The organism is Leptospiraceae bacterium (assembly GCA_016708435.1).
Taxonomy (GTDB): Bacteria; Spirochaetota; Leptospiria; order Leptospirales; family Leptospiraceae; genus UBA2033.
The window spans coordinates 25,165-49,445 of record JADJFV010000018.1; the positions used below are offsets into that span (position 1 = coordinate 25,165).

General features: G+C 34.6%; 30 protein-coding genes. 2 read left to right on the forward strand and 28 right to left on the reverse strand.

Annotated elements, in window-relative coordinates; genetic code table 11:
• Positions 1-42 precede the first annotated feature (42 nt).
• The 20 genes from IPH52_17715 to IPH52_17810 form a co-directional block, all read right to left on the reverse strand.
• Positions 43-717 carry an HAD family hydrolase gene (locus IPH52_17715; protein ID MBK7056847.1) on the reverse strand — a complete coding sequence of 225 codons (675 nt, stop codon included), beginning with the start codon at positions 715-717 and terminating at the stop codon, positions 43-45.
• A gap of 12 nt (positions 718-729) precedes the next feature.
• Positions 730-924 carry a hypothetical protein gene (locus IPH52_17720; GenBank protein MBK7056848.1) on the reverse strand — a complete coding sequence of 65 codons (195 nt, stop codon included), beginning with the start codon at positions 922-924 and terminating at the stop codon, positions 730-732.
• Positions 925-990: 66 nt separating this feature from the next.
• Positions 991-1,332: a YraN family protein gene (locus IPH52_17725; GenBank protein MBK7056849.1), complete on the reverse strand. Its 342-nt coding sequence runs from the start codon at positions 1,330-1,332 to the stop codon at positions 991-993.
• A 92-nt stretch (positions 1,333-1,424) separates the two neighbouring features.
• The gene (locus IPH52_17730; protein ID MBK7056850.1) at positions 1,425-2,573 is read right to left on the reverse strand and encodes a hypothetical protein; all 1,149 of its coding nucleotides are present in this window, start codon (positions 2,571-2,573) and stop codon (positions 1,425-1,427) included.
• A 3-nt stretch (positions 2,574-2,576) separates the two neighbouring features.
• Positions 2,577-3,740 (reverse strand): HD domain-containing protein, encoded by a 1,164-nt coding sequence (locus IPH52_17735; protein ID MBK7056851.1) that lies wholly within the window; start codon positions 3,738-3,740, stop codon positions 2,577-2,579.
• Positions 3,741-3,773: 33 nt separating this feature from the next.
• Positions 3,774-4,037: an EscU/YscU/HrcU family type III secretion system export apparatus switch protein gene (locus tag IPH52_17740; protein MBK7056852.1), complete on the reverse strand. Its 264-nt coding sequence runs from the start codon at positions 4,035-4,037 to the stop codon at positions 3,774-3,776.
• Positions 4,037-4,801: a hypothetical protein gene (locus tag IPH52_17745; protein ID MBK7056853.1), complete on the reverse strand. Its 765-nt coding sequence runs from the start codon at positions 4,799-4,801 to the stop codon at positions 4,037-4,039. The genes IPH52_17740 and IPH52_17745 overlap by 1 nt, the downstream gene beginning before the upstream one ends.
• On the reverse strand, positions 4,791-5,453 hold the full coding sequence (locus IPH52_17750) for a ribonuclease HII (GenBank protein ID MBK7056854.1): 663 nt from the start codon (positions 5,451-5,453) through the stop codon (positions 4,791-4,793). Before IPH52_17750 ends, IPH52_17745 begins: the two co-directional genes overlap by 11 nt.
• An 8-nt stretch (positions 5,454-5,461) precedes the next feature.
• Complete coding sequence (rplS, locus tag IPH52_17755) at positions 5,462-5,905, reverse strand: 50S ribosomal protein L19 (GenBank protein ID MBK7056855.1); 444 nt, start codon at positions 5,903-5,905, stop codon at positions 5,462-5,464.
• 15 nt (positions 5,906-5,920) lie between these two features.
• The gene (gene trmD, locus IPH52_17760) at positions 5,921-6,574 is read right to left on the reverse strand and encodes a tRNA (guanosine(37)-N1)-methyltransferase TrmD (GenBank protein MBK7056856.1); all 654 of its coding nucleotides are present in this window, start codon (positions 6,572-6,574) and stop codon (positions 5,921-5,923) included.
• Positions 6,564-7,085: a 16S rRNA processing protein RimM gene (rimM, locus tag IPH52_17765; protein MBK7056857.1), complete on the reverse strand. Its 522-nt coding sequence runs from the start codon at positions 7,083-7,085 to the stop codon at positions 6,564-6,566. Before rimM ends, trmD begins: the two co-directional genes overlap by 11 nt.
• A complete protein-coding gene (locus IPH52_17770) occupies positions 7,078-7,314 on the reverse strand; it encodes a KH domain-containing protein (GenBank protein MBK7056858.1) in 237 nt (78 codons plus the stop codon). The genes rimM and IPH52_17770 overlap by 8 nt, the downstream gene beginning before the upstream one ends.
• Before the next feature lie 2 nt (positions 7,315-7,316).
• Positions 7,317-7,574, reverse strand: a complete 258-nt coding sequence (rpsP, locus tag IPH52_17775; protein ID MBK7056859.1) for a 30S ribosomal protein S16 — start codon at positions 7,572-7,574, stop codon at positions 7,317-7,319.
• An 88-nt stretch (positions 7,575-7,662) separates the two neighbouring features.
• A complete protein-coding gene (gene rpe / locus IPH52_17780; protein ID MBK7056860.1) occupies positions 7,663-8,310 on the reverse strand; it encodes a ribulose-phosphate 3-epimerase in 648 nt (215 codons plus the stop codon).
• Entirely contained in the window at positions 8,310-9,308 is a 999-nt protein-coding gene (locus IPH52_17785; GenBank protein ID MBK7056861.1) for a PASTA domain-containing protein, read from the reverse strand. The genes rpe and IPH52_17785 overlap by 1 nt, the downstream gene beginning before the upstream one ends.
• Positions 9,305-10,246 carry a methionyl-tRNA formyltransferase gene (fmt, locus tag IPH52_17790; protein MBK7056862.1) on the reverse strand — a complete coding sequence of 314 codons (942 nt, stop codon included), beginning with the start codon at positions 10,244-10,246 and terminating at the stop codon, positions 9,305-9,307. Before fmt ends, IPH52_17785 begins: the two co-directional genes overlap by 4 nt.
• Positions 10,247-10,258: 12 nt before the next feature.
• Positions 10,259-10,522: a type II toxin-antitoxin system RelE/ParE family toxin gene (locus IPH52_17795; protein ID MBK7056863.1), complete on the reverse strand. Its 264-nt coding sequence runs from the start codon at positions 10,520-10,522 to the stop codon at positions 10,259-10,261.
• A 2-nt stretch (positions 10,523-10,524) separates the two neighbouring features.
• Positions 10,525-10,740: a hypothetical protein gene (locus IPH52_17800; protein MBK7056864.1), complete on the reverse strand. Its 216-nt coding sequence runs from the start codon at positions 10,738-10,740 to the stop codon at positions 10,525-10,527.
• A 16-nt stretch (positions 10,741-10,756) separates the two neighbouring features.
• Positions 10,757-12,373 (reverse strand): flotillin family protein, encoded by a 1,617-nt coding sequence (locus IPH52_17805; protein MBK7056865.1) that lies wholly within the window; start codon positions 12,371-12,373, stop codon positions 10,757-10,759.
• Between the two features lie 21 nt (positions 12,374-12,394).
• The gene (locus tag IPH52_17810) at positions 12,395-12,928 is read right to left on the reverse strand and encodes a hypothetical protein (GenBank protein MBK7056866.1); all 534 of its coding nucleotides are present in this window, start codon (positions 12,926-12,928) and stop codon (positions 12,395-12,397) included.
• Positions 12,929-13,021: 93 nt separating this feature from the next.
• Here IPH52_17810 and lptC point away from each other — a divergent pair, with 93 nt between their 5' ends.
• Entirely contained in the window at positions 13,022-13,582 is a 561-nt protein-coding gene (gene lptC / locus IPH52_17815) for an LPS export ABC transporter periplasmic protein LptC (protein ID MBK7056867.1), read from the forward strand.
• Positions 13,583-13,674: 92 nt separating this feature from the next.
• Here the strand turns inward: lptC and IPH52_17820 are convergent, their stop codons facing one another.
• Genes IPH52_17820 through IPH52_17830 form a run of 3 tightly spaced genes read right to left on the reverse strand, consistent with a single transcriptional unit; the run spans position 13,675 to position 18,129 of the window.
• Entirely contained in the window at positions 13,675-15,882 is a 2,208-nt protein-coding gene (locus tag IPH52_17820; protein ID MBK7056868.1) for an SLC26A/SulP transporter family protein, read from the reverse strand.
• A complete protein-coding gene (locus IPH52_17825) occupies positions 15,883-16,608 on the reverse strand; it encodes a hypothetical protein (GenBank protein ID MBK7056869.1) in 726 nt (241 codons plus the stop codon).
• Positions 16,609-16,653: 45 nt separating this feature from the next.
• Positions 16,654-18,129 carry a TPM domain-containing protein gene (locus tag IPH52_17830; GenBank protein MBK7056870.1) on the reverse strand — a complete coding sequence of 492 codons (1,476 nt, stop codon included), beginning with the start codon at positions 18,127-18,129 and terminating at the stop codon, positions 16,654-16,656.
• A gap of 264 nt (positions 18,130-18,393) precedes the next feature.
• Here IPH52_17830 and IPH52_17835 point away from each other — a divergent pair, with 264 nt between their 5' ends.
• A complete protein-coding gene (locus IPH52_17835) occupies positions 18,394-19,287 on the forward strand; it encodes a glycosyltransferase family 2 protein (GenBank protein ID MBK7056871.1) in 894 nt (297 codons plus the stop codon).
• Here the strand turns inward: IPH52_17835 and IPH52_17840 are convergent.
• Genes IPH52_17840 through IPH52_17860 form a run of 5 tightly spaced genes read right to left on the reverse strand, consistent with a single transcriptional unit; the run spans position 19,265 to position 24,210 of the window.
• Complete coding sequence (locus IPH52_17840) at positions 19,265-20,200, reverse strand: glycosyltransferase family 2 protein (protein ID MBK7056872.1); 936 nt, start codon at positions 20,198-20,200, stop codon at positions 19,265-19,267. The two genes, IPH52_17835 and IPH52_17840, sit on opposite strands and share 23 nt — an antisense overlap.
• Positions 20,193-21,419, reverse strand: coding sequence for a glycosyltransferase family 4 protein (locus IPH52_17845; protein MBK7056873.1), 1,227 nt, complete (start codon positions 21,417-21,419; stop codon positions 20,193-20,195). Before IPH52_17845 ends, IPH52_17840 begins: the two co-directional genes overlap by 8 nt.
• A 13-nt stretch (positions 21,420-21,432) precedes the next feature.
• Positions 21,433-22,446 (reverse strand): glycosyltransferase family 2 protein, encoded by a 1,014-nt coding sequence (locus IPH52_17850; protein MBK7056874.1) that lies wholly within the window; start codon positions 22,444-22,446, stop codon positions 21,433-21,435.
• The gene (locus IPH52_17855; GenBank protein MBK7056875.1) at positions 22,443-23,387 is read right to left on the reverse strand and encodes an NAD-dependent epimerase/dehydratase family protein; all 945 of its coding nucleotides are present in this window, start codon (positions 23,385-23,387) and stop codon (positions 22,443-22,445) included. The genes IPH52_17850 and IPH52_17855 overlap by 4 nt, the downstream gene beginning before the upstream one ends.
• A gap of 4 nt (positions 23,388-23,391) precedes the next feature.
• The gene (locus IPH52_17860) at positions 23,392-24,210 is read right to left on the reverse strand and encodes a hypothetical protein (GenBank protein ID MBK7056876.1); all 819 of its coding nucleotides are present in this window, start codon (positions 24,208-24,210) and stop codon (positions 23,392-23,394) included.
• Positions 24,211-24,281 lie beyond the last annotated feature (71 nt).

Sequence of the window (24,281 nt, forward strand, 5' to 3'; positions counted from 1 at the left end):
AGGTTATAAAACAAAAGGATTACAGGAAAAAAACAAAAAGGTTTAGAGAAAATTGAGTAAGTCGCGAATAGAATTTAATTTTATGCTGTAGCTTTCGATTTCTCCGTTATCCGCATGTCCATATTCACAGAATGCAAAAGGGCTTTCTCCGTCGACTGCCGCGTCCAAATCAGATTTTCGATCTCCAATCATGAGCGCATTTTCACCTAGAAGCTTATATCTTTCTATATAAGCTTTCAAAATATCGCCTTTCGACTGAAAGTCCTTATAATCAATAACAACAAGCTCTTCAAAAAATGACTCCAATTCATATGCATGAAGTATTGCATTAATGTAGGGAGCACGCCCATTAGATGCGATACAAAGAGTATATTTGCGCTCAAATAGTTCCTGAATTGTCTCCCGAACGCCTGAGTAAAGAGTGCCTTTCTTTTGGAATATCTTTTCACGTAACAAAGTTAAAACGCTATCTGAAATAGAATCTCTATCTTCCTCATTCAATTGCGGTAGGAGATTTCTAAAAATCTGTTTTACAGGAAGTCCGACCTGCTCAATTATTTTTTCTTTGCTAGGAATTGGGATGTGACGACCAGAAGACTGAGCAAATCTTTGAATGGATTCTATATAAGTATCCAATATAATGTTTTCAGACGAAAATAATGTTCCGTCCACATCAAACGCTAGTATCTTGATTTTTTCTTTTTGAAATGGATACATTTGAATACCAATTTACTTTGAAAGGAAATGAGTTAACTCTACCGCTATTTTGTTAATTGCAAAATCCATATAGCCTGGATCTTCTATCTTGCGTTTATAAAGTTCGTATTTATTTTGCAGATTTCTAGAAATACCTCTTTTACGAAGTATAATCGGATCTGGTCCAAAATCCGACGGATCTAAAAGAGTCCCCGTAGAATGTATCATTTTATTCATAGTTACTTCCCTGTAACAAATTTAGTCTTCATCCTTGAAAACTTTTAAAGAAAAAATCTAAAACAAATCTCTGTGGAAATGAACTTTGTCTTTTCGTATTTCAATCAAACAAAAAGAGACAAAAAAATTTCCTCTATACTTAGGATTGGAGAAAAAGAAAAATTCTGCCAGCTTTCTCATAAGACTAATTTTCTTCTTCGTAAATACCTCAAGAGGAGAAATTAAATTTCCCTCCCAATTTTTTACTTCAATAAAGAAAATCGAATCCTGCTTTACACTTACAATATCAATCTCGCCTAATCGATTTCTGAAATTTCGAAACAAAACTTCATGACCTTGTTCCTTCAGAAACTGACAAGCTAGCTCTTCCCCTTCTCGTCCTCGAATTGTATTATCCACTATCTTACTCAAATCATTTAGACTTAAGTTTATCTACTAATTTATCGGTTGAAAAAGTTTTTTTCGAAATCAATATTTTTTGAAACACTATTTTATGAAATAAATCCTCTAATTGGAGAATGTTTTTTTATTTCCTCAAAAATAGTTCGCATATCGGATTCGGATGGGCCAACGAATTTAAAAATGAATGACTCAGAAAAAAGATCAGATCTCATTATTTTTCCTTTCAAGACTAACGGCTGTGAGCCTGGACTAAGACTTACAACCATTTCCCAGATGTCAATCTTTCGTAACACTGCTTCATTAAAAAAAGGATCCTTCACATTTAATAGCATTGCTCGATCCGATATTCGAATCATATTGCCCTTTAAACTCAAAGCTGCATTTTTCTCTTCTTCTTTTCCTTCATCTGTTTCGGGCATAGGGGGAACAACGATAGGCTCTTCATTCTCGCCATCAACGAAGATTTTGGTTTCATTGTCATGAAGAGACAACGATGCATCTTGGGTTTTCATTCCCCACGGAAATAGTTCTACCTCGCGCGATAATTCAGCGACAAGATGCTCTTCTCCTTTCATTTGAACATCGCCTTCTTGACAAAATAAAATTCCATTTGCGTTTACTTTCTTTACTAACCCAGGAATTAAGAATCCACCTAAATTATCTCTATAGAAGTATAAATTTACTTTTAATCCTTCCCTATCTCTTTTAAATGCGTTATCACTAATGGAGAGAATGATTTCGGTTTCATTTTTGCTCATAACCCTAGCAAGAAAATACAAACCGTCAAATTCGGTTGCACAGACTTCACCCACATGAACATCTAGTATGGATTTAATTTCTAAGTGGTGATCAAGCGTGGGAAACAATTTATCCAGAATGCGCACGTAGGATTCAACAGAGTCAGAATGATATTTTTTTAAATAAGTATATAGCAGAATCTGAAAGGATTTCTTATTAGCAAGTAAATTGGCTTTTTCATTGACCGATAAATCAAGAGAAGTAAAAAAATGCTCTAAAACAGAAATTTCTTTTGAAGATAATTTTTTGTTGTAGGCATAGTTTAAAATATGCGTCCAAGAAGAACTAGTAGATTTCTTTCTTAGAAAAACATACCGCCCGATTTGAATAACGGCAAAAAAAAGGAATATAAAAAATAAAACCTGCAGAACAGTATAGGCATTTGTTTCAGGCCAAATATACCATATCTTCTCAGCATCAGCAATTAGAAAGAATTTCATGGTTTAATCATCGGAAGGAATAGCTTTAGTTATATAAATTTTATCCTCCTCGGATAAGTTTATAAAGGCTGAATCCTTGGTTTTCATTCCGTTTGAATTTCTAACAACCATCAAGGAAGGTCTAAGTGGTTTATTCGGGTTTGAATCAATTACAATAGCCTTGGAAGAATCGGATAGTTCAACCCAAGAACCTATCGGATACATTGCTATTTTATTTAAGAATAGACGGATATAACCCAAGTCATATTTATTAGTATTTAGACTAATCATATTCTTCATTGCTTCATATGGTAAAAGAGCTTTCCTCCAAGGTCTATCCAATATGTGAGCAGCAAAATTATCTCCAATTGTAAAGACTCTAGCGAATTCATCAATTTCTTTCTTTTGAATTTTCTGAGGATAGCCACTACCGTCAAAATTTTCGTGGTGTTGCAATGCAACTAAACCTAAAGCATTTTTTAATTTTAACACCTTTGTTAAAATTTGATAACCAAAAAGAGGATGTTTCTTGATTACTTTAAACTCATCGTCAGTCAAGGTAGAATTCTTCTCAGAAATTACAGATGGAATTTTTGCCATTCCAATATCGGCTAGTAGTCCAGATATTGCTAGTTCTATCATTTTAGGTCTTGAATATTCTAATAGAGAACCAATAATTAACGCAAACAATGTTGCATAGACTACTTGATTATAGAGATAGTATCCGTTTGGTTTATGGTTGATTAAACAAAAACATAAATGGGAATTTGTTCTGACTTGGTCTACTAATTTATCAGCAGTATCACGGACAGGATTTATATCAAATGCTTTATCCTCTGAAATTTTTCGAAAAAGTGCCTGCATGACTACGAAGCTGTCTTTAAAAACGGTCTCAAAGGCTGGAACATTTTTTTCAATATGCAAATAAGTATTTTTCAACTGTAGCATTTTGAAATCATGATCATTTGTTGGAAAAGAATTCGTATCAAGAACCATTTCACTCGGAGAAACTTCTTGAACTAATTCACCATGAGTTAGCACTTCTTTAAATCCAAACTTATTCAGACGTGTAATGTCTGCTTCCGAAACGGAAGTATTTGCATTTATAAATATGCTATCTTTATCCAAATATAAGGGTTTCGTATATTTGCTACCAACCTTTAAATCAGATATTTTAATTACCTTCATTTATAAAAAAAAATCTCCCTGTAGAACAATATCTTAAATGCGTTTCGATTTCAATTCATTTTCTATTTTATATAAAAAGCTAAATACCACTGCAACTGATTTATAAAGAGTCTCTGGAATCTCTTGACCAACTGGCACTCTTAATAGAGTAGACGACAAATCTTTGTCTTTTACAATTGGCACATCGTTTGCCAAGGCAATTTCATTAATCTTTTCTCCTAAATAACCAGCTCCGCTGGCAACAACGATAGGAGCGCTATTTTTTTCTGGTAAAAACTTTAATGCAACTGCAATCATTAAGCAATCCAATCCCCTTTTTCTTTTCGCAGTGTAGAATAATGAAAAATGATATCATTAGCAGGTATTGAATTAGAAGAAAGCATTTTTTTAAATTCTGGCAACTTTTCGTTCGCAATTATATAAACGGCAAGATTATTGAAAACGCAATTTAAAACCATATCTGAAAAATCATTTTTTTTCCAATAAAAATGGGAATCTACTTCCCCCAATCTCTCTGATTCAAAATGAAAATAAAAACTTTGCCTATCACTCTTTCTTCCGTAGAGCCCATTTGCTTGCCCATCTTCCAATTTCCAATAAAAAAATGGTGTGTCTATATTCCAATCAATGCCTGGAAAGTATACATCTAAAAATTGGAAAATTTTCTTTATCGAAATTTCTGAGTTGTTTGAATCAAGAACATTCTCAACGGTTTTTAACGGGGAAAAATGGTTTTGACTCCATCCTTTTCCCATTTCTTCGGAATTAATTTTCGTTGCCCCAAGGCTACGATGCAGAATTTCCATTTCAATTCGAGAGCCTTCTCTTTGCACTCTTAATTCCAATTTTTCTCCAACAAACAATTTAGCTTCAGACTGCAATCGTAATTGTTTTCCAGAAAAACTCAACAAGTAGCTGCGATTGCTAGGAAAATACTCTAAGACGGTTGCAGCGAGTATAGTTTTAGAATTCAACAATCCATTTAGACTCTCTACCTTCGCATCAATAGAGCTAGAAAGAATGGCATTTACATTTGACTTAGGTAAAACTCTAAACTCCATGCGCTCCTTCTTTTAACTGAAACGATTTTCTATGAATAACAGACATACCATGCTCTCTTATTTTCGCAATATGCAGTGCAGTACCGTATCCCTTATGCCGCTTGAATTCATATTCAGGAAATTTTTCGGCAATAGCATCCATAAAACGATCTCGTTTTACTTTTGCAATTATCGATGCTGCAGAAATAGAAGCAACTTTTGAATCCCCCTTTACAATGGATCTATAGGGAAAGTAAAAACCTGAATTGGCTTGGTGAGCTTTAAAGTCATAATTTCCATCGATTAATAAATAAAGATTATATTGCTTTGATTTTTTTACGAGTTTTCGTATTGCATCGAATATAGAATAGGATATTCCAAATTTGTCAATAAATTTATTACTAATGAATTGGTGAACAACTAGATCTGCACAAGAGTAAATTTCCGTATAGAGACTTTCTCTCTTTTTTTCAGAGAGCTTCTTTGAATCTGTTAGATTCTTTAAAACTTGCTTCTGGAAAATTTTTTCTAAGGTGGATTTTGAAAAGGAAACCATTGCCAAAGACAAAGGACCTGCCAGAGGACCTCGTCCGGCTTCATCGACTCCAAAGACCTGAAGATTTTCAAGAAGAGAAAACTCTTCAGGTTGGAACGAATTTGGATTCTGATTTATTGAGAAATCTATGCCGCTGCGGTAACTTGTGCTTCAGTTGCAGCGTCTTTTTGAGATTGAGCCAACTCTTTCTCTTTTTTACGCTCAGCTTGAACAATTGCCTGTCCACCACGTAACTCTTTAATTCGAGCAGTTTTGCCAGATTTTTCACGTAAGAAATAAAGCTTAGCTCTACGAACATGACCCTTACGAACCAATTCAATTTTTGAAATCTTAGGGGAATAAAGAGGAAATATTCTTTCTACACCAATATCATAAGAAACTCTTCTAACATTGAAAGACTTATCATTCATCTTGTTTACGATAGAGATAACAACGCCTTCATATATCTGTGTTCTTTCTTTTCCGGATTCGACAATTTTGTAATGCACTTTTACGGTGTCTCCAACAGAAAAATTAATTTTTCTTCTGTTCAGGTCTGATTCAAATAATTTTGCGATTTCATGGTTCATATTCATTTCCTTTCGTTAACGATTCATTTGCTTTCTATTCTTTTCTTTCCATTTACTAATTTCTAAATGGTTTCCACTGATTAAAATATCAGGAACTAACCATTCATTATAGTTTTGTGGTTTAGTATACTGAGGGTATTCTAACTGCCCTTCTTCATTGTGTGACTCCTCGATTAAACTACCGTAAGAATCACCCATAAAACCAGGTAGGAGCCTAATCACTGAATCGGAAACACAAAGCGAAGGCAAATCTCCTGATGATAAAACATAGTTTCCAAGGCTCAGTTCTACGTCAACTAAATGTTCAGTAACCCGATGATCAATACCTTCATAATAGCCAGAAATAAAGGTTAAATTTGTTTTTTTTTCAGCAAACTCGCTTGCGATTCTTTGCGAATAAGGAGTTCCACTCGGACTCATCAAACAAACAATTCCTTTTTTATCTCCAAGGGAAAGGAGAGCCTTGTGAATGGGCTCAACTTTTAAGAGCATTCCCGGACCTCCACCATAGACTGTATCATCGACTCGACCAAACCTATCGCTAGAAAAATCTCTAAGATTTACAATGCTTACAGAGAAAACTCCCTTATCTATTGCTTTCTTTTGAAGCCCTTCCGAGAAATAGGATAAAATTTTGTTCGGGAATAGAGTAATGAAATTAATCTGCATTAATCCAATCCTGCCAATTTAATATCTCCATGCGTGAGTTCTCTAAATCAACTTTACCTATAAACTTATTAATATAAGGTATCAAAATTTCGATATTCGTATCAGAAAATAAAAGGACGGGATGCACAGGATTTTCAATTACCTCAGTAAGTTTAAATCCTGTATATTCAGTATCTCCCAAGTATGGATGGAGACCGATTAATTGATGAACAAAAAACTCATCGACTCCAAGTAACTCTTTCGAGCTTTTCTTTGGGAAATATAGAATGGAACCAATTAACTTTTCAGCTTCTTCAATGGATTTGCAGCCTTCAATGGAGAGAACATACTGATTCTTGACTTTTCGAATTTCTAAAAGCCTACATGGCGTGAAACTAGACTCTGAGGATAAATATAGAGTGCTATTTGCTTTAAGAGAAGGGAGAATATCACCACTACTCGCTACTTTAAGAAAACCCTTTAGTCCAAAAGTAGAAGTGATTTTTCCGATAGAAATATAATCATCAATCAATGATTTCTAAACTGTAATTTTTTCCTTCTTTCGCGCTAGACGCTGCTATGAGAGTTCGAAGAGATTTGGCAATTCGTCCATTACGACCAATTACCTTACCAATATCTTCTGGAGCAACAATGAGTTCAAGTATAGTCTCATCCTCTGCTTCTACTTCTCGAACGTTCACTGCCTCTGGCTTGTCAACTAAAAAGGAAACGATATATCTAAGTAATGCTTCTGAGTGCATAATTATTTAGCTTTAAATTTGCTCCAAAGACCCGATTTTTTAAACAAATCTTTCACAGTATTAGTGGGTTGAGCACCTTTTTTAAGCCAGCCAATTGTTTTTTCATCGTTGATGACAACTTGGTTCGCTTTGTTGATTGGATGATATTGACCTACTACATCAATAAATCTTCCATCTCTAGGAAATCTACTATCTGCAGCTACAATTCTATAATGAGGTTCGTTTTTCGTGCCAGTTCTTTGTAATCTAAGTTTAACCAATTTTTAATTCCTTTCTATCATTCCAATTACTGCTCTATAAGACCAGAAAATGGATTTGAAATACTTCATTATGTAACAAAAAAAAATACTAGGTATTTGTCAAGTTTTTAAGACCGAGAGCGCTTTCATTTGGCTTGCCCGACTTAAAAAGTGCAGATCCTGCAACGCAAATATTTACGCCAACATCAGATAGTCGCTCTATATTGCCTGTATTTACTCCACCATCCACTTCTAGCTGAATTGGATAGGAACCAATTAGTTCTTTTGCCCTATTGATTTTTTCTAGTCCGCTCTTAACAAAACTTTGCCCATAAAATCCAGGCTCAACAGTCATAATCAAAATTAAATCAATGTAAGGAAGGCAATCTTGAATCATCTTAACTGGAGTTCCAGGATTTAGAGCAATACCAGCTTTGATTCCATTTTTTCGAATTTCTTCAGCTAAACGAATTGGAAAGTCTGTAGTTTCTCTGTGAAAAGTTATGAATTCCGGCTTTAACTTGTAATACTTCGAAACATGTCGCTCTGGATTATTTACCATTAGATGTACATCCAGCGGGATTTTTGTAAGCTTGCCAACTTCTTCGGTTAAGGCTTCTCCAAAACTGATCTGTGGAACAAAATTTCCATCCATAACATCCATATGAATAAAATCGATTGCCTTTGGTTTTAACTTTGGAACCACTGTTGCAAGATTGCTCAGTGGGGCAGCCAGAATTGAGGCTGAAATTTTTATCATAAATCGCTCCTAAATTTGAAAGACTTTTCTTTATCACCATCCATTCCAATTATTGAAACACGGACATCCCCTTCTCTGTAAAAAACAAATTTTAACTCTTCGTCTTTTTGAAAGGAAATGTCTTCGAATAGAGTTTGGGTGGTGGTATCATCATCTATTTTTTGAATTTGTAATTTATAAGACTTAGAACTGTCTACTCTGTAAGAAACTTTCTCATATCCACTCTGCACCTTGTTTTCTGGGTCAAAGTAAAAGATTTTAAAGGAATAAGAAGCATCGGAATTAGTTGTATAAGATTCAATAAAACCATTCTCTCGTCTATCTTTAGTAGAAATGATTTCAGTAACTTTGTATTTAATTTTTTTTGTATTTAGAATGCGAGCGACAAGAGGAAATGGAATCCCTTTATAATCATCTACTCTAGAAGACTTATCTTTCACATCAGGCTCTGTTACTAGAAGAAAAATTTTCTCACGACTAGTAATGACTTTCCCAGGCTCTGGAATTTGTCCTACAACCGTTTCTGGAGATTGACCTTCCGAAACAGGAATATAAGTAACTCCGCCTAGCGTCAAACTAACGTAAGTCTCACCAGATAAAATTTTATCTAAAGCTGCTTTGGCATTGCCCAGCGTTTGTCCTTTTAACTCAGGCATTTTCACTCTGTCCATACCATTATTGACAGTAAGATAAAGCTTTGCACCTGCTTCTACATTTTTTCCCGCAGAAATGGATTGATAGATGATTTCACCATCATTTTTCTCTGGATAACGCTTGTTTTCAATTCTAACTTTTAGCCTAAGACGCATTAGTTCATTGTGGACTTCCGTATACTGCTGACCCACTAGATCAGGCATCATGACACTAGACGCACTCTTAGTTCTGAGAAGAACGACAAGAAATGCAGCAATAAAAAATACAATTAAGCCAGTTGTAATGAATAATAGATAACCAAGTGCTGGAACCACTTTTAATTTGTTTAAAAATTCTTTCAAAGAAAAACTTCTCCCGTTTGAGGCTTCGCTCCGTTGATAAAATCCAAAGAGGACATTACCTTTTTATTTTCAGGCTGAACGGATTCAAGAATTAAAATTTTGGAATCCCCACACTCTACACCTACCGCTTTCTTGGTTATCATGTGTAGTGTTCCTGGTTTCTTTGACAGGGTTACAGATTCGTCAGTGACTAGCTTAGTAGAATAAATATTCAGTCGTTTTCCGCGAAAACTCGTATAGCAAATGTATCCTGGATTAAATGCACGAATCTTATTAAATAAAAACTCAGCTGATAAGGAAAAGTCCAATTTGCGATCCTCTGGCTTTATTTTTTTACAATGGGTTGCTTCCTTGTGATCTTGCGCTTTGGCGGCAAACTTTTTCCCGTCAGAATTTTTTAATAATCTGAGCACATCTTGAATGCCTAGTGTAGTAATTTTTTCGAGAAGAGTTCCAAAAGTATCTTCCTGAGAAATGGAAACCTTTACTTGACTAATAATATCACCCGCGTCTAGCTCTTCTGTAATATATTGAATTGTTGCACCAGTTTCCTCTTTTCCATCTAAAATTGCGGACTGAACCGGAGAAGCTCCACGATACTCCGGCAAAAGACTTCCGTGCAGGTTAATCGTCCCTAGCCTCGGAAAATTAAAGATTCGAGATGGAATAATATATCCATAGGCAAACACTACATATATATCTGCTTCGAATGAATTCATCTTATCGATTGCGGCATCATTTCGAATATTAGGAAATTGTAATACTGGAATATTTTTTTCTACAGCTAATTTCTTAACAGGGGAAGAAGTGGGATGTTTATCTCTACCAACCGGCTTATCCAAATTAGTCGCTACAAACAAAACCTCATGACCTTCTTGAATCAGAGCATTCAGTAATTTCGCTGAATGCTCCGGTGTTCCAAAATAACCTATCTTCATAATGAATAACCTTTATATATCATAAATATCTTTTCTATGACCCACAGCATGAACTAAAAGAATAGACTCTTTATCCAATATTTGATAAATGACTCGAAAATCCCCAACTCTTAATTTATATAGACCAGCTAGATTAGCAGATAGAGGTAAATGTTTTGCGGTTTTAACATTTAGAGCTAACCAATTTAATTTCTTAAGAATGATTTTTGAATCATTCTTATTGAGCTTAGATAAATCAGCATTAGCCTCTTCTAAGAAGTGAATTTTAAAAATCAATTTTACCTCTTTGAAGTCTTGCCTATCGTCTTTAAAGGCTTTCCGACTTCGCCCAAAGAAACTTTTTTTAACTGTGACGCTAATCTCTTTTGCATAGTTTTCTTCACAGCTAATCCATGGTCTGGATCACCTAGAATCTGCATAAGTTTACGTTCAATTGTTCTCTCAATAATTGTTTCCAATTCTTTTTTTGAAATTACATCTAGATTTATACTCATTGCGTTTCCTTTCTTTTTATTCCTTCGCTGTTCCTTTCGGTTTATCTTTTTTATCCATATCTGTTAACTTACCCAGGTATTCGGGAAGTTCAATTCCTGCTTGCTTTGCTAACTCTTGCAGCGGCGGGAGTGCTCCAATAAATCCTTTTAGAAAATTAGCGGTAGAACTTCCATTACCCCCCACTCCATTTCCTGAATCCCAAACCGTAATTTTATCAATTTTGAGATTAGAAATTGCTTCTACTTGTTTTGCTACAATTGCTTCCATTTTTTCAATGACTAAAAGTGTAGCGGCTAACCCTGCGTCTCCGTTCGATGCAGAAATAATTCTTTGATAACCGGCAGCTTTTGCTTCGAGTAAGGACTGTAAGCCTTCTGCTTCTGCTTTAAACTTAAATAAAGTAGCGTCCGCTTCCCCTTTTGCAATTCGGCGAATTTTTTCGGCTTCAGCTTCTGCTTCGACTTCAATTCTTTTTTTCTCTACTTCTTGTTGGGCTAATTGTGTTTTTTCTAACTTGGCTAATTCAGCTTGTTTTTCTGCCTTAGAAATTTCTGTAGCCGCATTTGCTTTTGCTACTTCTCCTACTCGAAGTGCTTCTGATTCGCGTTTTGCTAATTCCGCATTTGATTCAGCTACTTTTGCTTTTGATTTATTTTCGCCATCAACGGCTAATGCGTTATTTTCCGCTACAGCAATACGCTTTTTCTGATCGGCGACTTTCTCTCCTTCAACAGCTTTAAATTCAAAATCAGAAACACTAATACGTTTGTTTGCTTCGGCTTCTTTCTTTCCTTTTTCTGCTTCTGCTTGTTGAATGGATATATTAATTTCTTTATTTCGAATTGCCTCGGCAGTCTTCGAAGCGCCTAACGCATCTAGCTCTGCAATTCGAACCATTTGATCGATGTCTGCTTCTTTTTGACCTTTTAGGGATTCTGCTGTTTCTTTTGCGACTTCAACATCTCTTTCGCGTATCGCTTTTGCTTGACCGGTTGCTCCAAATTTTTCCTGATTGGAAACTTCAATTTTGGCTTGATTGATTGCTTCAGCGGCTGCTTTTTTACCAATTGCTTCAATGTATCCGGACTCATCTGTTAGATCTTTAATGTTTACGTTGATGAGGGTAAGACCGAGTTTGTTAAGTTCCGTTGTTACATTCTCATTGATTTGAGCTAGAAATTTTTCTCTATTTTGATTTATCTCTTCAATGTCTAGAGTAGCAATCACAAGACGAAGTTGACCTAAAATAATATCTTCTGCTTGTGTTTTGATTTGGGAATCAGAAAGACTTAAGAGTCTCTCAGCGGCATTTCCCATTAGACTCGGATCAGTTGAAATTCCAACAGTGAACGTGCTTGGAGTGTTGATTCGAATATTTTGTTTGGAAAGTGCTCCGGTGAGATTAATTTCAATCGTCATCGGCTCTAGACTTAAGAACTGAGAATCTTGAATGAGAGGCCAGACAAAAGTTCCACCTCCATGAATACAAATCGCGCTCTTATCTTTTCCAACGCGCCCATAGATAACAAGAATTTTATTCGAAGGACAACGCCTGTATCTCTTCACTAAAAAATAAATTACCGATGCTCCAATTAAAACTGGAACAGAAAATATTCCTAAAATTTCTCCCATACCTAATTCTCCTTGTTATGACTACAATGTTTCTACAACTAAAATTCCATCTCTAACAGAAGAAACTTTTATTTCTGTGAAAGCGGGAATTTTTTCACCAGACAGAGAAACTGCCTTAATATTTTTCATACTACCTTGAAAACTAACTTGAATTTCCCCTACAGAATTTTCTGGAATGGTAAGATATACTTTTCCAATTTTTCCAATCGCATTGCTAAGATTTAATTCATTTATCTGAGCAAGTCCTTTTACTTTTGTAAAAATCCAGATTTCAAACGCAGCCGACAAAATTCCAAAGACAAATGCAAGCGCAAAACTAATATTTACCCCTAGTTCAGTGTTCTTAAAAATAAAAAGCCCCATCCAGCCAAATCCAGCAGAGAAAATGGAAATCGTTTGAAGAGATAAAAATTTAAAATCCAAATTGTCCGGATCAAATGCGTCTACATCGTGTAAATCGCTGTCGTGCCCAAAAAACGAAAGAGCAAATTTTATAAAAAAGAAAATCGTTCCAGAAACTGCCATGTAAAAGTAAATTGTTTCAAGGTATTCCATTTTTGTTCCTTTTCTCCATCTTGCGGAAAGGGAAATATTCTGAAAAGAAAAATTCTTGCCGTCACTCAAAACATTCTGAATCATGGAATAGCCATGAAATATTTATTAATCCGAATATTCTTAATCCTATCTATTACTTGTATCAACTGCAAAAAAGAAAATAGTCTACGAATCGAAAATGAGCGCGAATCAGGCTCAACAATTAGCCTTCGCAATTTTACACGGGATGCATTCAACGAAAAAGGAGATTTGATTTGGAAATTGAAAGCACAGGAAGCTTTCGTTTATGTAAATGACAATAAATCAATATTTTATGGTTTAGATTTTGATCAATATGAAAAGGGAATTGTAAAATCAAAACTGACTGGGGATCGTGCAGAAATTGATCAGAAAGCGAAGACACTTGTAGTGAATGGGAATATTGATTTGATTACGGAAGATAGTCGTCATTTAAAAGCAGAAGAACTTACCTACAATTTAGAAAGCGAAACGCTTAACACAGATAAGCCGGTAACGATTATTATGAAAGGAACAACCATTCATGGAATTGGAATGGAAGCAGACAAAGGATTAAATAAAGTAAAGATTCTAAAACCAGCAGGGGTTAGCAGCGATAATCCGCTCGAAAAAAAAGAGAAAAAACCTAACGACTAACTAATATGCCACCGAGACGCAGAGAAAGATATTAAGAATGATTTTTCTCGATAATATTTCGAGCGTATCCCTCAACCTCCGTGGCAAAAAATCTAAGATTGCCTCGATGCCATAAGTTCCACATCAGTCATACGTAGCCTAGTCGAAATGGCTCTTGCTAATTTTTCATAGAATAAGCTTCCAAGCTCGGGGTATTTATGCACAATTTTTTCAAACTCTTTACGCGACAGATAATAGAGAGAAACCTCTCCGTCGGCAATTGCATTTGCGGATCTACAATCAGAATCCAAGAAAGCAATATCACCAAAAAAATCTCCCTGAGAAAAAATTGTAATCAAAAGGTTTTGCTCTGCGGCTAAGGGAATTATGATTTTCACATCACCTTTACGAATAAAGAATATTTCATCACCGGGATCACCTTTACGAAAAATGTATTGTTCATTGGAAAATTTCTTTTCGTGAAATTGCTTTGTTAATTTTCTCATAAGCTTAGGACTAACGCCGTCAAAAAATTCAAATTCATTTAGACTCATCTCTATGGGAGATGCAAGTGCCTCCTGAAATTCCTCTGTCAAAATTTCATCTTCTACAAATTCCAATGCCGTCTCTAGGTCATTAAAAAAGTGCAGGGTTTTGCTTTCAGAAAAGCCAAGGTTTAATAGATATTCTCTCACATTCTGACCGGAAGGCAAATCCAACGGAATAGAACTAAGAAGTAGCGAACCGTTGTTTGCCTCAATTCTAGAATGAATTTGAGCTAACATATGAGCCGCTGTAAAATCGACTGAAAGAACTTTTCGCATATCTAGAATTATATATTTAGTTTTTGTAAGATAGGATTCTACAACTGTAAAAAGTTGGTCTGTAGTTCCAAAGAACAATTGACCCTGTAACTCAAGGACTAACGTAGATTTACCTCTCTTTTCTAAAACTTGAATCTCAGATGGAAGCCTTCTCTTTTTAGAAAACTTTTGATCTCCTGAAAATTTTCTGTGAACGACAGTCGATCTCACTTGCTCTCGTATATAAAGTAAAATAGCCATTCCAATTCCAGTTCCAGCGGCAGTTACTAAGTCATAGGTTAAAGCAGAAATAATCACTACAACAATCACGCCAAAATCAATGATCGTTGCCCGATTTCTTAGCAGTTTAAAACTATTCAAATCAAGCATTCTGAATCCAAGAACAATTAACACTCCAGCCAATGCTGCAACGGGAATCCATGCAAGCACTTGGGGAACAAATAATAAAATAAACGTTGCATAAATTCCAACCAAAGCTCCGGATAATTTTGTTTTTCCCCCACTATTTAAATTCACAAGCGTTGCTCCCATCGTTCCTGAACCAGGAATTCCTCCTGCAAGCGAAGAAACAATATTTGCAATGCCCTGCCCCATTAACTCTCTATTGGAATCATGTCTTGTCTGCATAATAGTATCATGAACGATACAAGTTTTTAAAGTATCAATAGAAAGAACAAAAGCAAGAGTAACCACTGGAACGATAAGATTTAAAACTAAATCAATATCAAATCCTGCAATCAATTTCCATGTTTTTGAAATGCTATGAACAAATTCTAAGGGGGAAACAGAGATTTGCCCAATCACATAAGGATTACTCTTAATTGAAAACAAATTTCCATCAAAGGAACCAAGTGTAAAAAAAGTAATCGCGCCAATGCTAAGTGCAAAAATCGCTGGAGGAATTCTCTTTGAAATTCGTATTATCAAAAGCATGGAGAGAATCGTTGAGCTTCCAATTATTAGATGAACATAATTCTGAGTGGCTAATGCGGGTAAGCTGGAAAATATTTGACTTACCTTAGAAAGACCAAGAATTTTAGGCAATTGACCTAGAATAATCAAAAGTCCAACACTTCCCAGATAACCTGTCACAACCGGATAGGGAATATATTTTACAAGTTTTCCTCCTCCTGCTTTTCCTGTGGCAAATTGTAATATACCTGCAAAGAGTGCTGTTAGAGTTACAAAGATAGGAACATATTCAATAGAAACATTTTTCCTGTGGACTAACTCCATTACATAGGCGGATAATACTGCACCTGCCGGAGCGCTGGGTGCTGAAATCATTCCAGGAGTTTTTCCAAAAATGGAAGCAAATATACTTAAAATAATTGTCCCAATAATTCCTACAACAGCCGCTTGTCTTGTATAAGATTCACCAAGACCTGCGAAAATGATGAGACCATAGGCAATTGCTGATGGCAAGGAAACCAATAATGCAGAGAATCCGCCAATGAATTCATTTACAGTAAAATATTTAACTTTTGTTTTGTTCATTTAAATGAATACTTTTATCCCGATAAAGGCAAAAATATTTACTCCAGATAAAATTAAGTTTGCTTGAATGCTAGGAGAAAAAATTTTTTCATCTAGAATAGAATTCACCTTACTAATAATTTTCTCAATAAGTTCGTCCTGGCTAATATCTATTAGCCCCTCTTCATTTATAGTCCCTGAAACAATTCCTAAAAAATCAATACGAGCCAAGAATAGTTTAACAATGAGTCGAATTATAAAAGGCATGCCTTCTAGATTTTTCAAGTAAATCGGCAAATATTCATTTACCGCTTTCAGAGGACTAGAAGAATTTAGCTTATCTAACCATTCCAGTTTAGAATGAAGCCTATCAAAGAACTTTTGCATAATATATTCTACGAATTGACTTTTCTTTTCCTTTAATAAAGAAGTGATTGCAATGGATATTGCGTATTTCTTGGCAAATAGAAAATGTAAAAATGGAAATACTATGAAAAAAGTTAAAAATAAAAGACTCGCTTTCCAATTTAGAACAACTGAAATTAATACAGAAAGAACAGCCCCCACTCCTCCCGCATGACCTGCGCTAGCGGCTGACGCATCGAAAAGAATTCGAAGTTCAGGAATCATAAACAAAAGAAGCAACCAATTAATAAATATGCCCAGAATTGTTAAAATAGAAATTGTAAGCAGAGCCTTTAATCCCTGCTTAGCAAACGTTTTAATTAAATTTGTATCAGTCCCCATTTTTTCTTTTATAACAATAAACGATATAGAAGCAAGATAAAAATTTCACCAACTACCACCTGCTCCACCACCACCCGATCGTCCACCACCAAAAGAAGAACTAGACGAGCTAGAACTAGATGAACCGCCGCTGTAAGAAGAAGAGGAACTAGAAGACTTACTACAATCTCTTGCGGGAATTGTATAAGTCGAACTACTTTTATGATTACAATTTTTACAGGCATAACGTCGTATACCGGAACCAGAACTAGTGCAAGTAGGAGAAACTGTCACAGTGTCCGATTCGACAAAGTAAGTCTTATAACTACAAGAAGGACATTTGGAATAGCTTGTGAATAATGACTCGTATGCGTAAATCTTAACATCTTTACTTTTCTCACAAAACCAAACATCATAGTCAATAGATCCAATTTTTTCTTCTATCTTCTGTCCATCTTTTAGGAAGAAATCATCTTTATCCTCTGCAAGACGAACCATTTCCGTTTCGCACTTAGGACATATTCTTACGGCTAATCTTAATTGTCTTCTTTTAATAAAACTCCATACGGCAAAGATGATTAAAGGCAAAGGAAAAATAAATATAAGTAAAATAAATTCCCATGATCTAAATCTTGAATCAATTGCTTTATAATACTCATATGGATCTTTGTAGGTTTTCTTTGAAAATTCATAAAACACCTGGGAAATGGAAACAAAAATAAAAACACCTAAAAAGAAATAGGCTTGGTAAAGCAATGGAGGCAAATAGATATAACTCTCATAAGAATAATAAAGAAAGTAAATAACAAAAGGAGCTAGTCCAATTAACGCCAATTTCCAGTTTACCAACGAATCAGAGAAAAGAAGGCTAAACTTTTTTCCATCTTTATTTTTTAAATAGTATGTCCCAATTAAAAACAAGATTAAATAGATAGGCGTAAAAACTGGAGGGAGAGAATTATCTACACTGGTAAAAGGTCCTAAATTTTTATCTTCCGAATCTAAAATGGGAGTGGAAGTTTCTTCAATAGGTTCAGGTTCATTTTTAATTTTCCTACTAACCGCAGAAATTACATTTTCAAATCCAACAGCATATTCTTTCTTTTTTAAATTAGGGACTAATTCATCTTCTCCTATTCTTTTCAAAATTGCATCCGGTAGAGTTCCTTCTAGCCCATAGCCAGTTTCAAATTCCCATCTTCTCTGATCCATTACCAGTAGCAGCAAAAGACCATTATCCTTTCCTTTCTTTCCAATACCCCAATAATTAAAAAGCTCTACTGCAAATTCTTTTGGAATCGAACTTCCAATCGTAGGTAGGATAACAATGGCAAATTCTACTGTAGTTGATTTTTCTAGTTCGATTAGCTTTGTATTCAAGTTTTCAATTTCTGTAGATTGCAAATAATGATTTGGATCAGAAACAAATCCTCCATTTGCGAGTCTAGGATTTGGCACAGTCTTCACCTCAAATGTCTGTGAAAACAAAGGAGCTGAAAATAAAACGAAAGTGACAAGGAAGTTAAAAGTTAGATTTTTCATAGGTGTTACTTATTTACCCATTATTATTTTTTGCACGTATTATTTTTTTTATAAAATCTAATTTTTAAAAAATGTTTCGATTTATAAACATCCTCCGTAATACTACAGTTAGAATTGATTTATCTTCCTGCTTTAAAAGGAATCAATGCACTCCGCGAACCCCGCGTCCCCGCGTGAAACATTAACCTAAGAATTAAATATGCTATTAGGGTTTTTCATTTACAAAATTAGAATATACCAAAATGATAAAATTTAGAGTTAAAAATGCTAATAGGGATAATCGTAAGTTACCAACCAAATTTAAGCGAACTCGTTTCTAACAGCAAAAATATACTATCTCAAGTAGACAAACTCATTCTAATTGAAAACGGTTCAGATAAAAAAATTCAAGATCAAATCCAAACAGAAATCAAAGATTCAAAAATTACAATTCACCTAGAATCAAAAAATCTAGGTCTAGGAGCAGCACAAAATATTGGAATTAAAAAAGGCTTGGAATTGGGAGGGGATTTTTTTCTATTTCTAGATGACGATTCTAGTATAAGCCAGAATAGTGTGGAAAGTTTGCGGAAGGAATTTGAAATCAATCCAAATCTAGGAATTGCCGCCTGCCATATAGTGCATAACGATTCTAGAAAAGAACAAAAGTATTGGATTCAATCAAAATTTTTCTATAAGCGAGTGCGGTTAACGGCTAATATGCGTAAGCTTGAAAATGTAAATACAGTTATATCTTCAGGCTCACTTATTCCAAGAGAAGTTATCGAGAAATGTGGATTTATGAGAGAGGATTTTTTTATTGATTATATTGACATCGAGTATTGTCTACGGGTAAGGGCAAATGGTTTTTCAATCACGGTAATACGCGAAGCGGAGCTTCTGCATAATTTAGGAAATACCAAAAGCATTCAATTTTCTAAATTACTTTTCCATCCAACCAATCACAGTCCACAGAGAAGATTTTATATGATTCGCAATCGAATCTGGACTTGGAAACTATACTCATTTCAATTCCCGTGTTGGTTTTTCGTTGATATAGGAAATTTCTTAGTAGACAATCTAAGAGTTTTTCTCTTAGAAAAACAAAAAAAAGAAAACTTGAAGCAGTTTTTGTTAGGCTTAAAAGAAGGTTTTTTTAAAAAAGTAGAAAGGAGATAAGGACTCTTAGCCAACCCTGCTGCAAAAATTGATACCGAATTTGAAAATACTTTCTTTCCAAAAATTTCTTTTTAGATACTAATAAATATTTTTCAAGTATTTCTTTTTCCTCTGAGGGTAAAATGGATTTATATATTTGAAGAAATTTCTCTACTTGAATGATTCTAGTTTGATTTTCTAATTTCCACATTTTCACGTAATCTATTAGCCCGAGAAGTGTTCTAGCAATTCTTCCGAAAGAGCGAGTTTTCCCACCTACCACATTATTTCTGTGAATTCTGTATCGTATCAGAGTTCTTTCTGATGTAATAATTTTTCCAAAAGAACAAGCAACTAAAGCTATCCACCAATCGTGCATCTTTGCCTCTTTTGGAACTTGCTTAACTAGATTAAGTAAAGGAGCATTCATTACCGCCGAACAGCCCGTAACCGTATTTTGCATGATAAGACGATTTAGTCTATGTCCAAGTTTCCAGTGAATGCTTTGAAATTTCCAAAAAGACTTATGAATAAATTTAGAAGTATCATCAATCACAGAAAGATTCGAATGAAAAAGAAGAGGAATTTTCTTTCCAAACAAATCCTCTTGTCGCAGAATTGATTCCAGCGACTTTTCAATCTTATCCGCTTCCCAGATATCGTCTTGATCACAAAAAAAAACATAATCAGCTTCCGGCGGGAGGGAATTTAACAATACATTAAAACTTTCAATTACGCCTACATTCTGACCTGCTAAAATTTTTAAGGGAAGATTTTTTTTCCACTGATTCAAAATTTCTAAAGTTCGATCCGATGATCCATCATCGCGAACTAATAATTGAAAAGGAATACTCTGTTTTTTTAGACTTGATAATTGTTCCTCTAAAAATTTTTCTCCATTATAAGTAGAGAGAAGAAGAAATATATTAGTCATTGTTTAAATATTTCTTTTGTAAGTTAGTAAGAATTTTGAAAACTTTTTCGGCTTCCTTTTCCCAGCTTGTGGTTACTACATATTTGACAGCATTCTTTCGTAGGCGATTTCTTAATTCATGATTTTTTAAAAGTTCTAACATCTTATCTGTAATAGACTCAATCGTAGGATCACAAAAGGAACATATATCCTCATTTAAACCCCATCTATTATTCGGACCCTCATTGATTAAAAGAGTGCAATTAGAAGCCATCAACTCTAAAGGTAAAAGGGATAGATTTGTAAAAGATAATACAAGTGCCAGATCAACAGACTTATAAATATCATGCAATTGACTCAATTGAAGAAGACCAAGATTAGTTACTTCGAATGGTAGAATCAAATCCTTATTATTCTCGCCAGCAATGATGATTTCAACTTCGGGAAATTTTTTCTTTAATTCTCCTAGAGCGAGTAATCCCAAATATGCGCCGCGTCTAGGAGTTTTCGTTCTCAAATAAAAAAAGACTCTAGGTCTATCTTTCTTCCAAGTATTCTGCGGAATATTCACATCATCCGCTGCTACGTAAAGATGTTTGTCATAAGAAAATCCGAAGCTTTCGCAGGGCATATTGTATTTTTCTTTCAATGTATCTTTAATCCAATCACCAGCAGTGATTCCATAGAACCCGAATCTGTATGTATCTTCAGCTAAAGCAGAATCCGTTCCCGGCGGATAAAAAAGAGTCTCATAATCCTGAACAAAATAAGTCTTGATTGGAGACCCAATAAAATCTCGAACAGGATAAGCGGTTCTCCATTCCGTTGCCATCGAAATTAAAGCCGGCTTTACTTCCTTTCTTCCTTCAAAAACTTCTGCATTGACAGGAATATAATCTTCATTGATAATTTTTTTACTCTGCGCTTTTGTAAGATGGTTACTCTCAACAATGATGAGGTTATTTTTAATTCCAAATTTCTCTAGAAAATGAACCATTCTAAATATATTCAAATGTCCGCCCGAACCAGATCCGGGATTAAAAGCAGGAATAAACCAGTTAACATCAATTATCCGCTTGTCTAAGTGATACTCTGATCCATATTTTTCCGGCACAAAAATATAATATGTTTTAGCTATTAAATTGTCTTTAGGCGAAACAATATAAATGATAGTCTGAGTCAGAATTCTTTTTAGTCTCTTTGAAATTTCTCTTCCAATGTATTGAATTATTTGAATCATTTTATGAAACATGTTATTTTACTTTTCGTCCTTTCCCATCTTTTAGCAATCTATGGTCTATTGAAATTGTGCTATATAAAAAAGCACTCAACCTTTTTTTTGATCCCAAGAAATATCCTAAAAACCGCAATGAATCATAAATAGGTCTATAAAACAAAAGGTGGATTTTTTCTAAGAAACTTATTTCTTTTGAACGAATCAAAGTTGAGTAATCAATTCTTATTTTATGAAGGCAAATTCCAATTAGAGATTTAAGGCTACTCAGTATTTGGTGCTCAAAATGAATTTGAAAACTAACAGCTTCCTCAAAACTTCGCCTAAATGCTTCCAGCATCGTATAGGTATGAGAGTGAAATACGATTGCGTCATCTGCGTAGGCTTTAATATAACCATTTTCTAATATTGCCTTTGCCCATTTTTGATCTTCTGCAAAATTAACATCGTCATATGGAATTTTTTCCCAAGCAGATTTTCGAAGCATGGCATTATTATCCGAAAAAAAACAATAGAACATTTGTAAATTTTTATCTGCTTTATATGCATCGAAATCTTCAATTTTATAATGCGTAATCGGCGGAGTGCGGTTGAATCCATCAAAGTGTTGCTTCAATTCTCTCTTTATAAAAATGTCTGCATCTTCGTACGCTTGGTGTCTACCAAATACACCGGCAACCTGTTCATTCTCTAAAAATGGACGCACCAGGTTCGACAACCATTTTTCATTAAGAGGAGTTGCATCGTGGGTTATAACAGCGATTAGCTCTCCTGTTGCTTGCTCGATTGCAAAATTCCTAGTTTTCCCATGTCCAAATTCTGAAGATGGAATTGTAAATAGTTTTAGATTTTTATGAACTTTTGAAAATTCAGTTATAAATTCTAGCGTTCCATCCGTAGAGCCTGAATCAATAATAATAATCTCCGCATAACCATCATATGCCTGTGAACAGACAGCAGACAAAACTCTTTCGAAAATTTTTCCAGGATTTTTTACAGGGATGATAATGGATACAGATGGTAATGTTTTCATAGAATCGAGTTAACCAAATTCTTTAATCCAGTCTCTAAATCAATCTTGGGATTCCAATCCAATTCTTTTTTTGCTTTTGTAATATCTAGAACATTCCATTTAGGAAGTTTAATCCTGCTGTCTTTCTTTACCAGAGTTCTAGGAATCGATTTTCCAAAAAACTTTTCCATTAGATCTAATATTTCTTTTAGACTAGTTCCTACTCCTGTTCCAATGTTAAACACAGAGTATCCGCTCTTGCGATAAAAAATTCCTTTTTCAAAGGCATAAGCCATGTCCTCTAAATGAATATAATCGCGAACAATATTTTCATCGTCAAATATTTGAATTTCTTTTCCTTCTAAAACCCGACTAAGGCTAACGCCGATAAATCCCTGATTTCTGCCCGACGACAATAATTCTCCGTAAGGATTTGCTATTCTTAGAGTAAAACAAGAGTGATGAGAAATTTTAGTAAGTAGGTCAAAATAGTATTCAAGAGAAAGTTTATTAATTCCATAGGAAGTCAAAGGTTCAGTAGTGTCGGATTCTATATGCAAATGATGCGGTTTCTCTTGATAAACCGTTCCTCCACTGCTAGCAAATAAAATATGAATTGGATTTTGAACTTTCTTTAAAACTTCAATCAATTGCAAGCTAGGTATCAAGTTTGCTTCTGTTTCATACACAAAATTATTGTTTGACTCCATCGGCTTTCCAGATTGACCTAAATGAATTAAAATATCTATTCTCTCTAAAAAACCATGCAGTGTTTTTTCGTCATGCAATTGTCCAATCGTCCAACTCTCTATATTCTGAAAAAAATCGATTGGCTCTCTGCGGGAGTAAATATGAACCGAGTATTTTTTTGAGAGATACCTGGTTAAACTCCTTCCCAGAAACCCAGTAGAACCTATGATTCCTATATTTAACTTCCTGGAATTTTCTAAACTATTTTGCATAAAATTATTTTAAACGGGCTTTTATTTTCAGAAGAATGTTTCTGATATTTTTAAGGAATCGAATTATAATATTTTGATGAAATAGATTATACCAGACATCTATTTTTTTGTAAGCGTATTCATATCCTCTTAGTTCATTGATTAGATTTGCAATTTCTAGAGGCGAATACTCGTAAGCCAGATATTTAATAGAAGAATCTTTCCAGAGCAAAGTCGAAAATAGCCGCTCCATTAAAAAAGGAATATAGGAGACAGGATAGTGATAAGGTGCATTGCTTTTCAATTTGTCTACAATTTCTGTATCATTTTTATTTTCTAAAATATAGTCATGAATAGGCTTTGTGAACGCAATGTATTTTTCCCAGAAGGCTGGACTTCCAATCCAATAATTACAATAGAGTGTATCGGCTGACGTATTTTTTACATCGGATGCTTTGAATCCATAACCGAGTTTTTGAAATATACTATCAGCAATTTCTAAAAGTCCGGGGTGATTTGTTCCACCTTGTTTCCATACACTATCATACATCGTTACCTGTTCCATAAATGGATTGATAAAGTAAACATCATATCCTGGATTTTTGCGGATAAATTCAAGGAATTCCGATTCAGTCTTTCTCGCCTTCTCAAAAAAACGCCAGGATAAGACTCCAGCCAAATCTCCTTCTTTATAAAAACCATCCAAATAGGATTTTAAAATAACACTGTATTCTAAAAATAAATCCGATTCAAAGTCAGATGTATTAAAATAAGGAAAACAGTTTTCTGAGACTTTGCTGACTTGCTCTTTACTAAAATAAATTTGTCTGACTTTAATATTCAATTTTCTGCCTCAGCGGGTAAAGACTAACCAAGCTTGGTTTTAAAACTACGAATTATTCTTTTCCAAGAATT

What these genes read in the sequence shown, in the direction of transcription:
- IPH52_17720 (MBK7056848.1), bottom strand. Translation starts at nt 924, where the DNA reads ATGATACATTCTACGGGGACTCTTTTAGATCCGTCGGATTTTGGACCA.
- IPH52_17715 (MBK7056847.1), bottom strand. Translation starts at nt 717, where the DNA reads ATGTATCCATTTCAAAAAGAAAAAATCAAGATACTAGCGTTTGATGTG.
- IPH52_17835 (MBK7056871.1), top strand. Translation starts at nt 18,394, where the DNA reads ATGCTAATAGGGATAATCGTAAGTTACCAACCAAATTTAAGCGAACTC.
- fmt (MBK7056862.1), bottom strand. Translation starts at nt 10,246, where the DNA reads ATGAAGATAGGTTATTTTGGAACACCGGAGCATTCAGCGAAATTACTG.
- IPH52_17805 (MBK7056865.1), bottom strand. Translation starts at nt 12,373, where the DNA reads ATGGGAGAAATTTTAGGAATATTTTCTGTTCCAGTTTTAATTGGAGCA.
- IPH52_17850 (MBK7056874.1), bottom strand. Translation starts at nt 22,446, where the DNA reads ATGAAAACATTACCATCTGTATCCATTATCATCCCTGTAAAAAATCCT.
- rplS (MBK7056855.1), bottom strand. Translation starts at nt 5,905, where the DNA reads ATGAACCATGAAATCGCAAAATTATTTGAATCAGACCTGAACAGAAGA.
- lptC (MBK7056867.1), top strand. Translation starts at nt 13,022, where the DNA reads ATGAAATATTTATTAATCCGAATATTCTTAATCCTATCTATTACTTGT.
- IPH52_17825 (MBK7056869.1), bottom strand. Translation starts at nt 16,608, where the DNA reads ATGGGGACTGATACAAATTTAATTAAAACGTTTGCTAAGCAGGGATTA.
- IPH52_17735 (MBK7056851.1), bottom strand. Translation starts at nt 3,740, where the DNA reads ATGAAGGTAATTAAAATATCTGATTTAAAGGTTGGTAGCAAATATACG.
- IPH52_17800 (MBK7056864.1), bottom strand. Translation starts at nt 10,740, where the DNA reads ATGAGTATAAATCTAGATGTAATTTCAAAAAAAGAATTGGAAACAATT.
- IPH52_17820 (MBK7056868.1), bottom strand. Translation starts at nt 15,882, where the DNA reads ATGAACAAAACAAAAGTTAAATATTTTACTGTAAATGAATTCATTGGC.
- IPH52_17855 (MBK7056875.1), bottom strand. Translation starts at nt 23,387, where the DNA reads ATGCAAAATAGTTTAGAAAATTCCAGGAAGTTAAATATAGGAATCATA.
- IPH52_17840 (MBK7056872.1), bottom strand. Translation starts at nt 20,200, where the DNA reads ATGACTAATATATTTCTTCTTCTCTCTACTTATAATGGAGAAAAATTT.
- IPH52_17845 (MBK7056873.1), bottom strand. Translation starts at nt 21,419, where the DNA reads ATGATTCAAATAATTCAATACATTGGAAGAGAAATTTCAAAGAGACTA.
- IPH52_17730 (MBK7056850.1), bottom strand. Translation starts at nt 2,573, where the DNA reads ATGAAATTCTTTCTAATTGCTGATGCTGAGAAGATATGGTATATTTGG.
- IPH52_17830 (MBK7056870.1), bottom strand. Translation starts at nt 18,129, where the DNA reads ATGAAAAATCTAACTTTTAACTTCCTTGTCACTTTCGTTTTATTTTCA.
- IPH52_17745 (MBK7056853.1), bottom strand. Translation starts at nt 4,801, where the DNA reads ATGGAGTTTAGAGTTTTACCTAAGTCAAATGTAAATGCCATTCTTTCT.
- IPH52_17810 (MBK7056866.1), bottom strand. Translation starts at nt 12,928, where the DNA reads ATGGAATACCTTGAAACAATTTACTTTTACATGGCAGTTTCTGGAACG.
- trmD (MBK7056856.1), bottom strand. Translation starts at nt 6,574, where the DNA reads ATGCAGATTAATTTCATTACTCTATTCCCGAACAAAATTTTATCCTAT.
- IPH52_17740 (MBK7056852.1), bottom strand. Translation starts at nt 4,037, where the DNA reads ATGATTGCAGTTGCATTAAAGTTTTTACCAGAAAAAAATAGCGCTCCT.
- IPH52_17770 (MBK7056858.1), bottom strand. Translation starts at nt 7,314, where the DNA reads ATGCACTCAGAAGCATTACTTAGATATATCGTTTCCTTTTTAGTTGAC.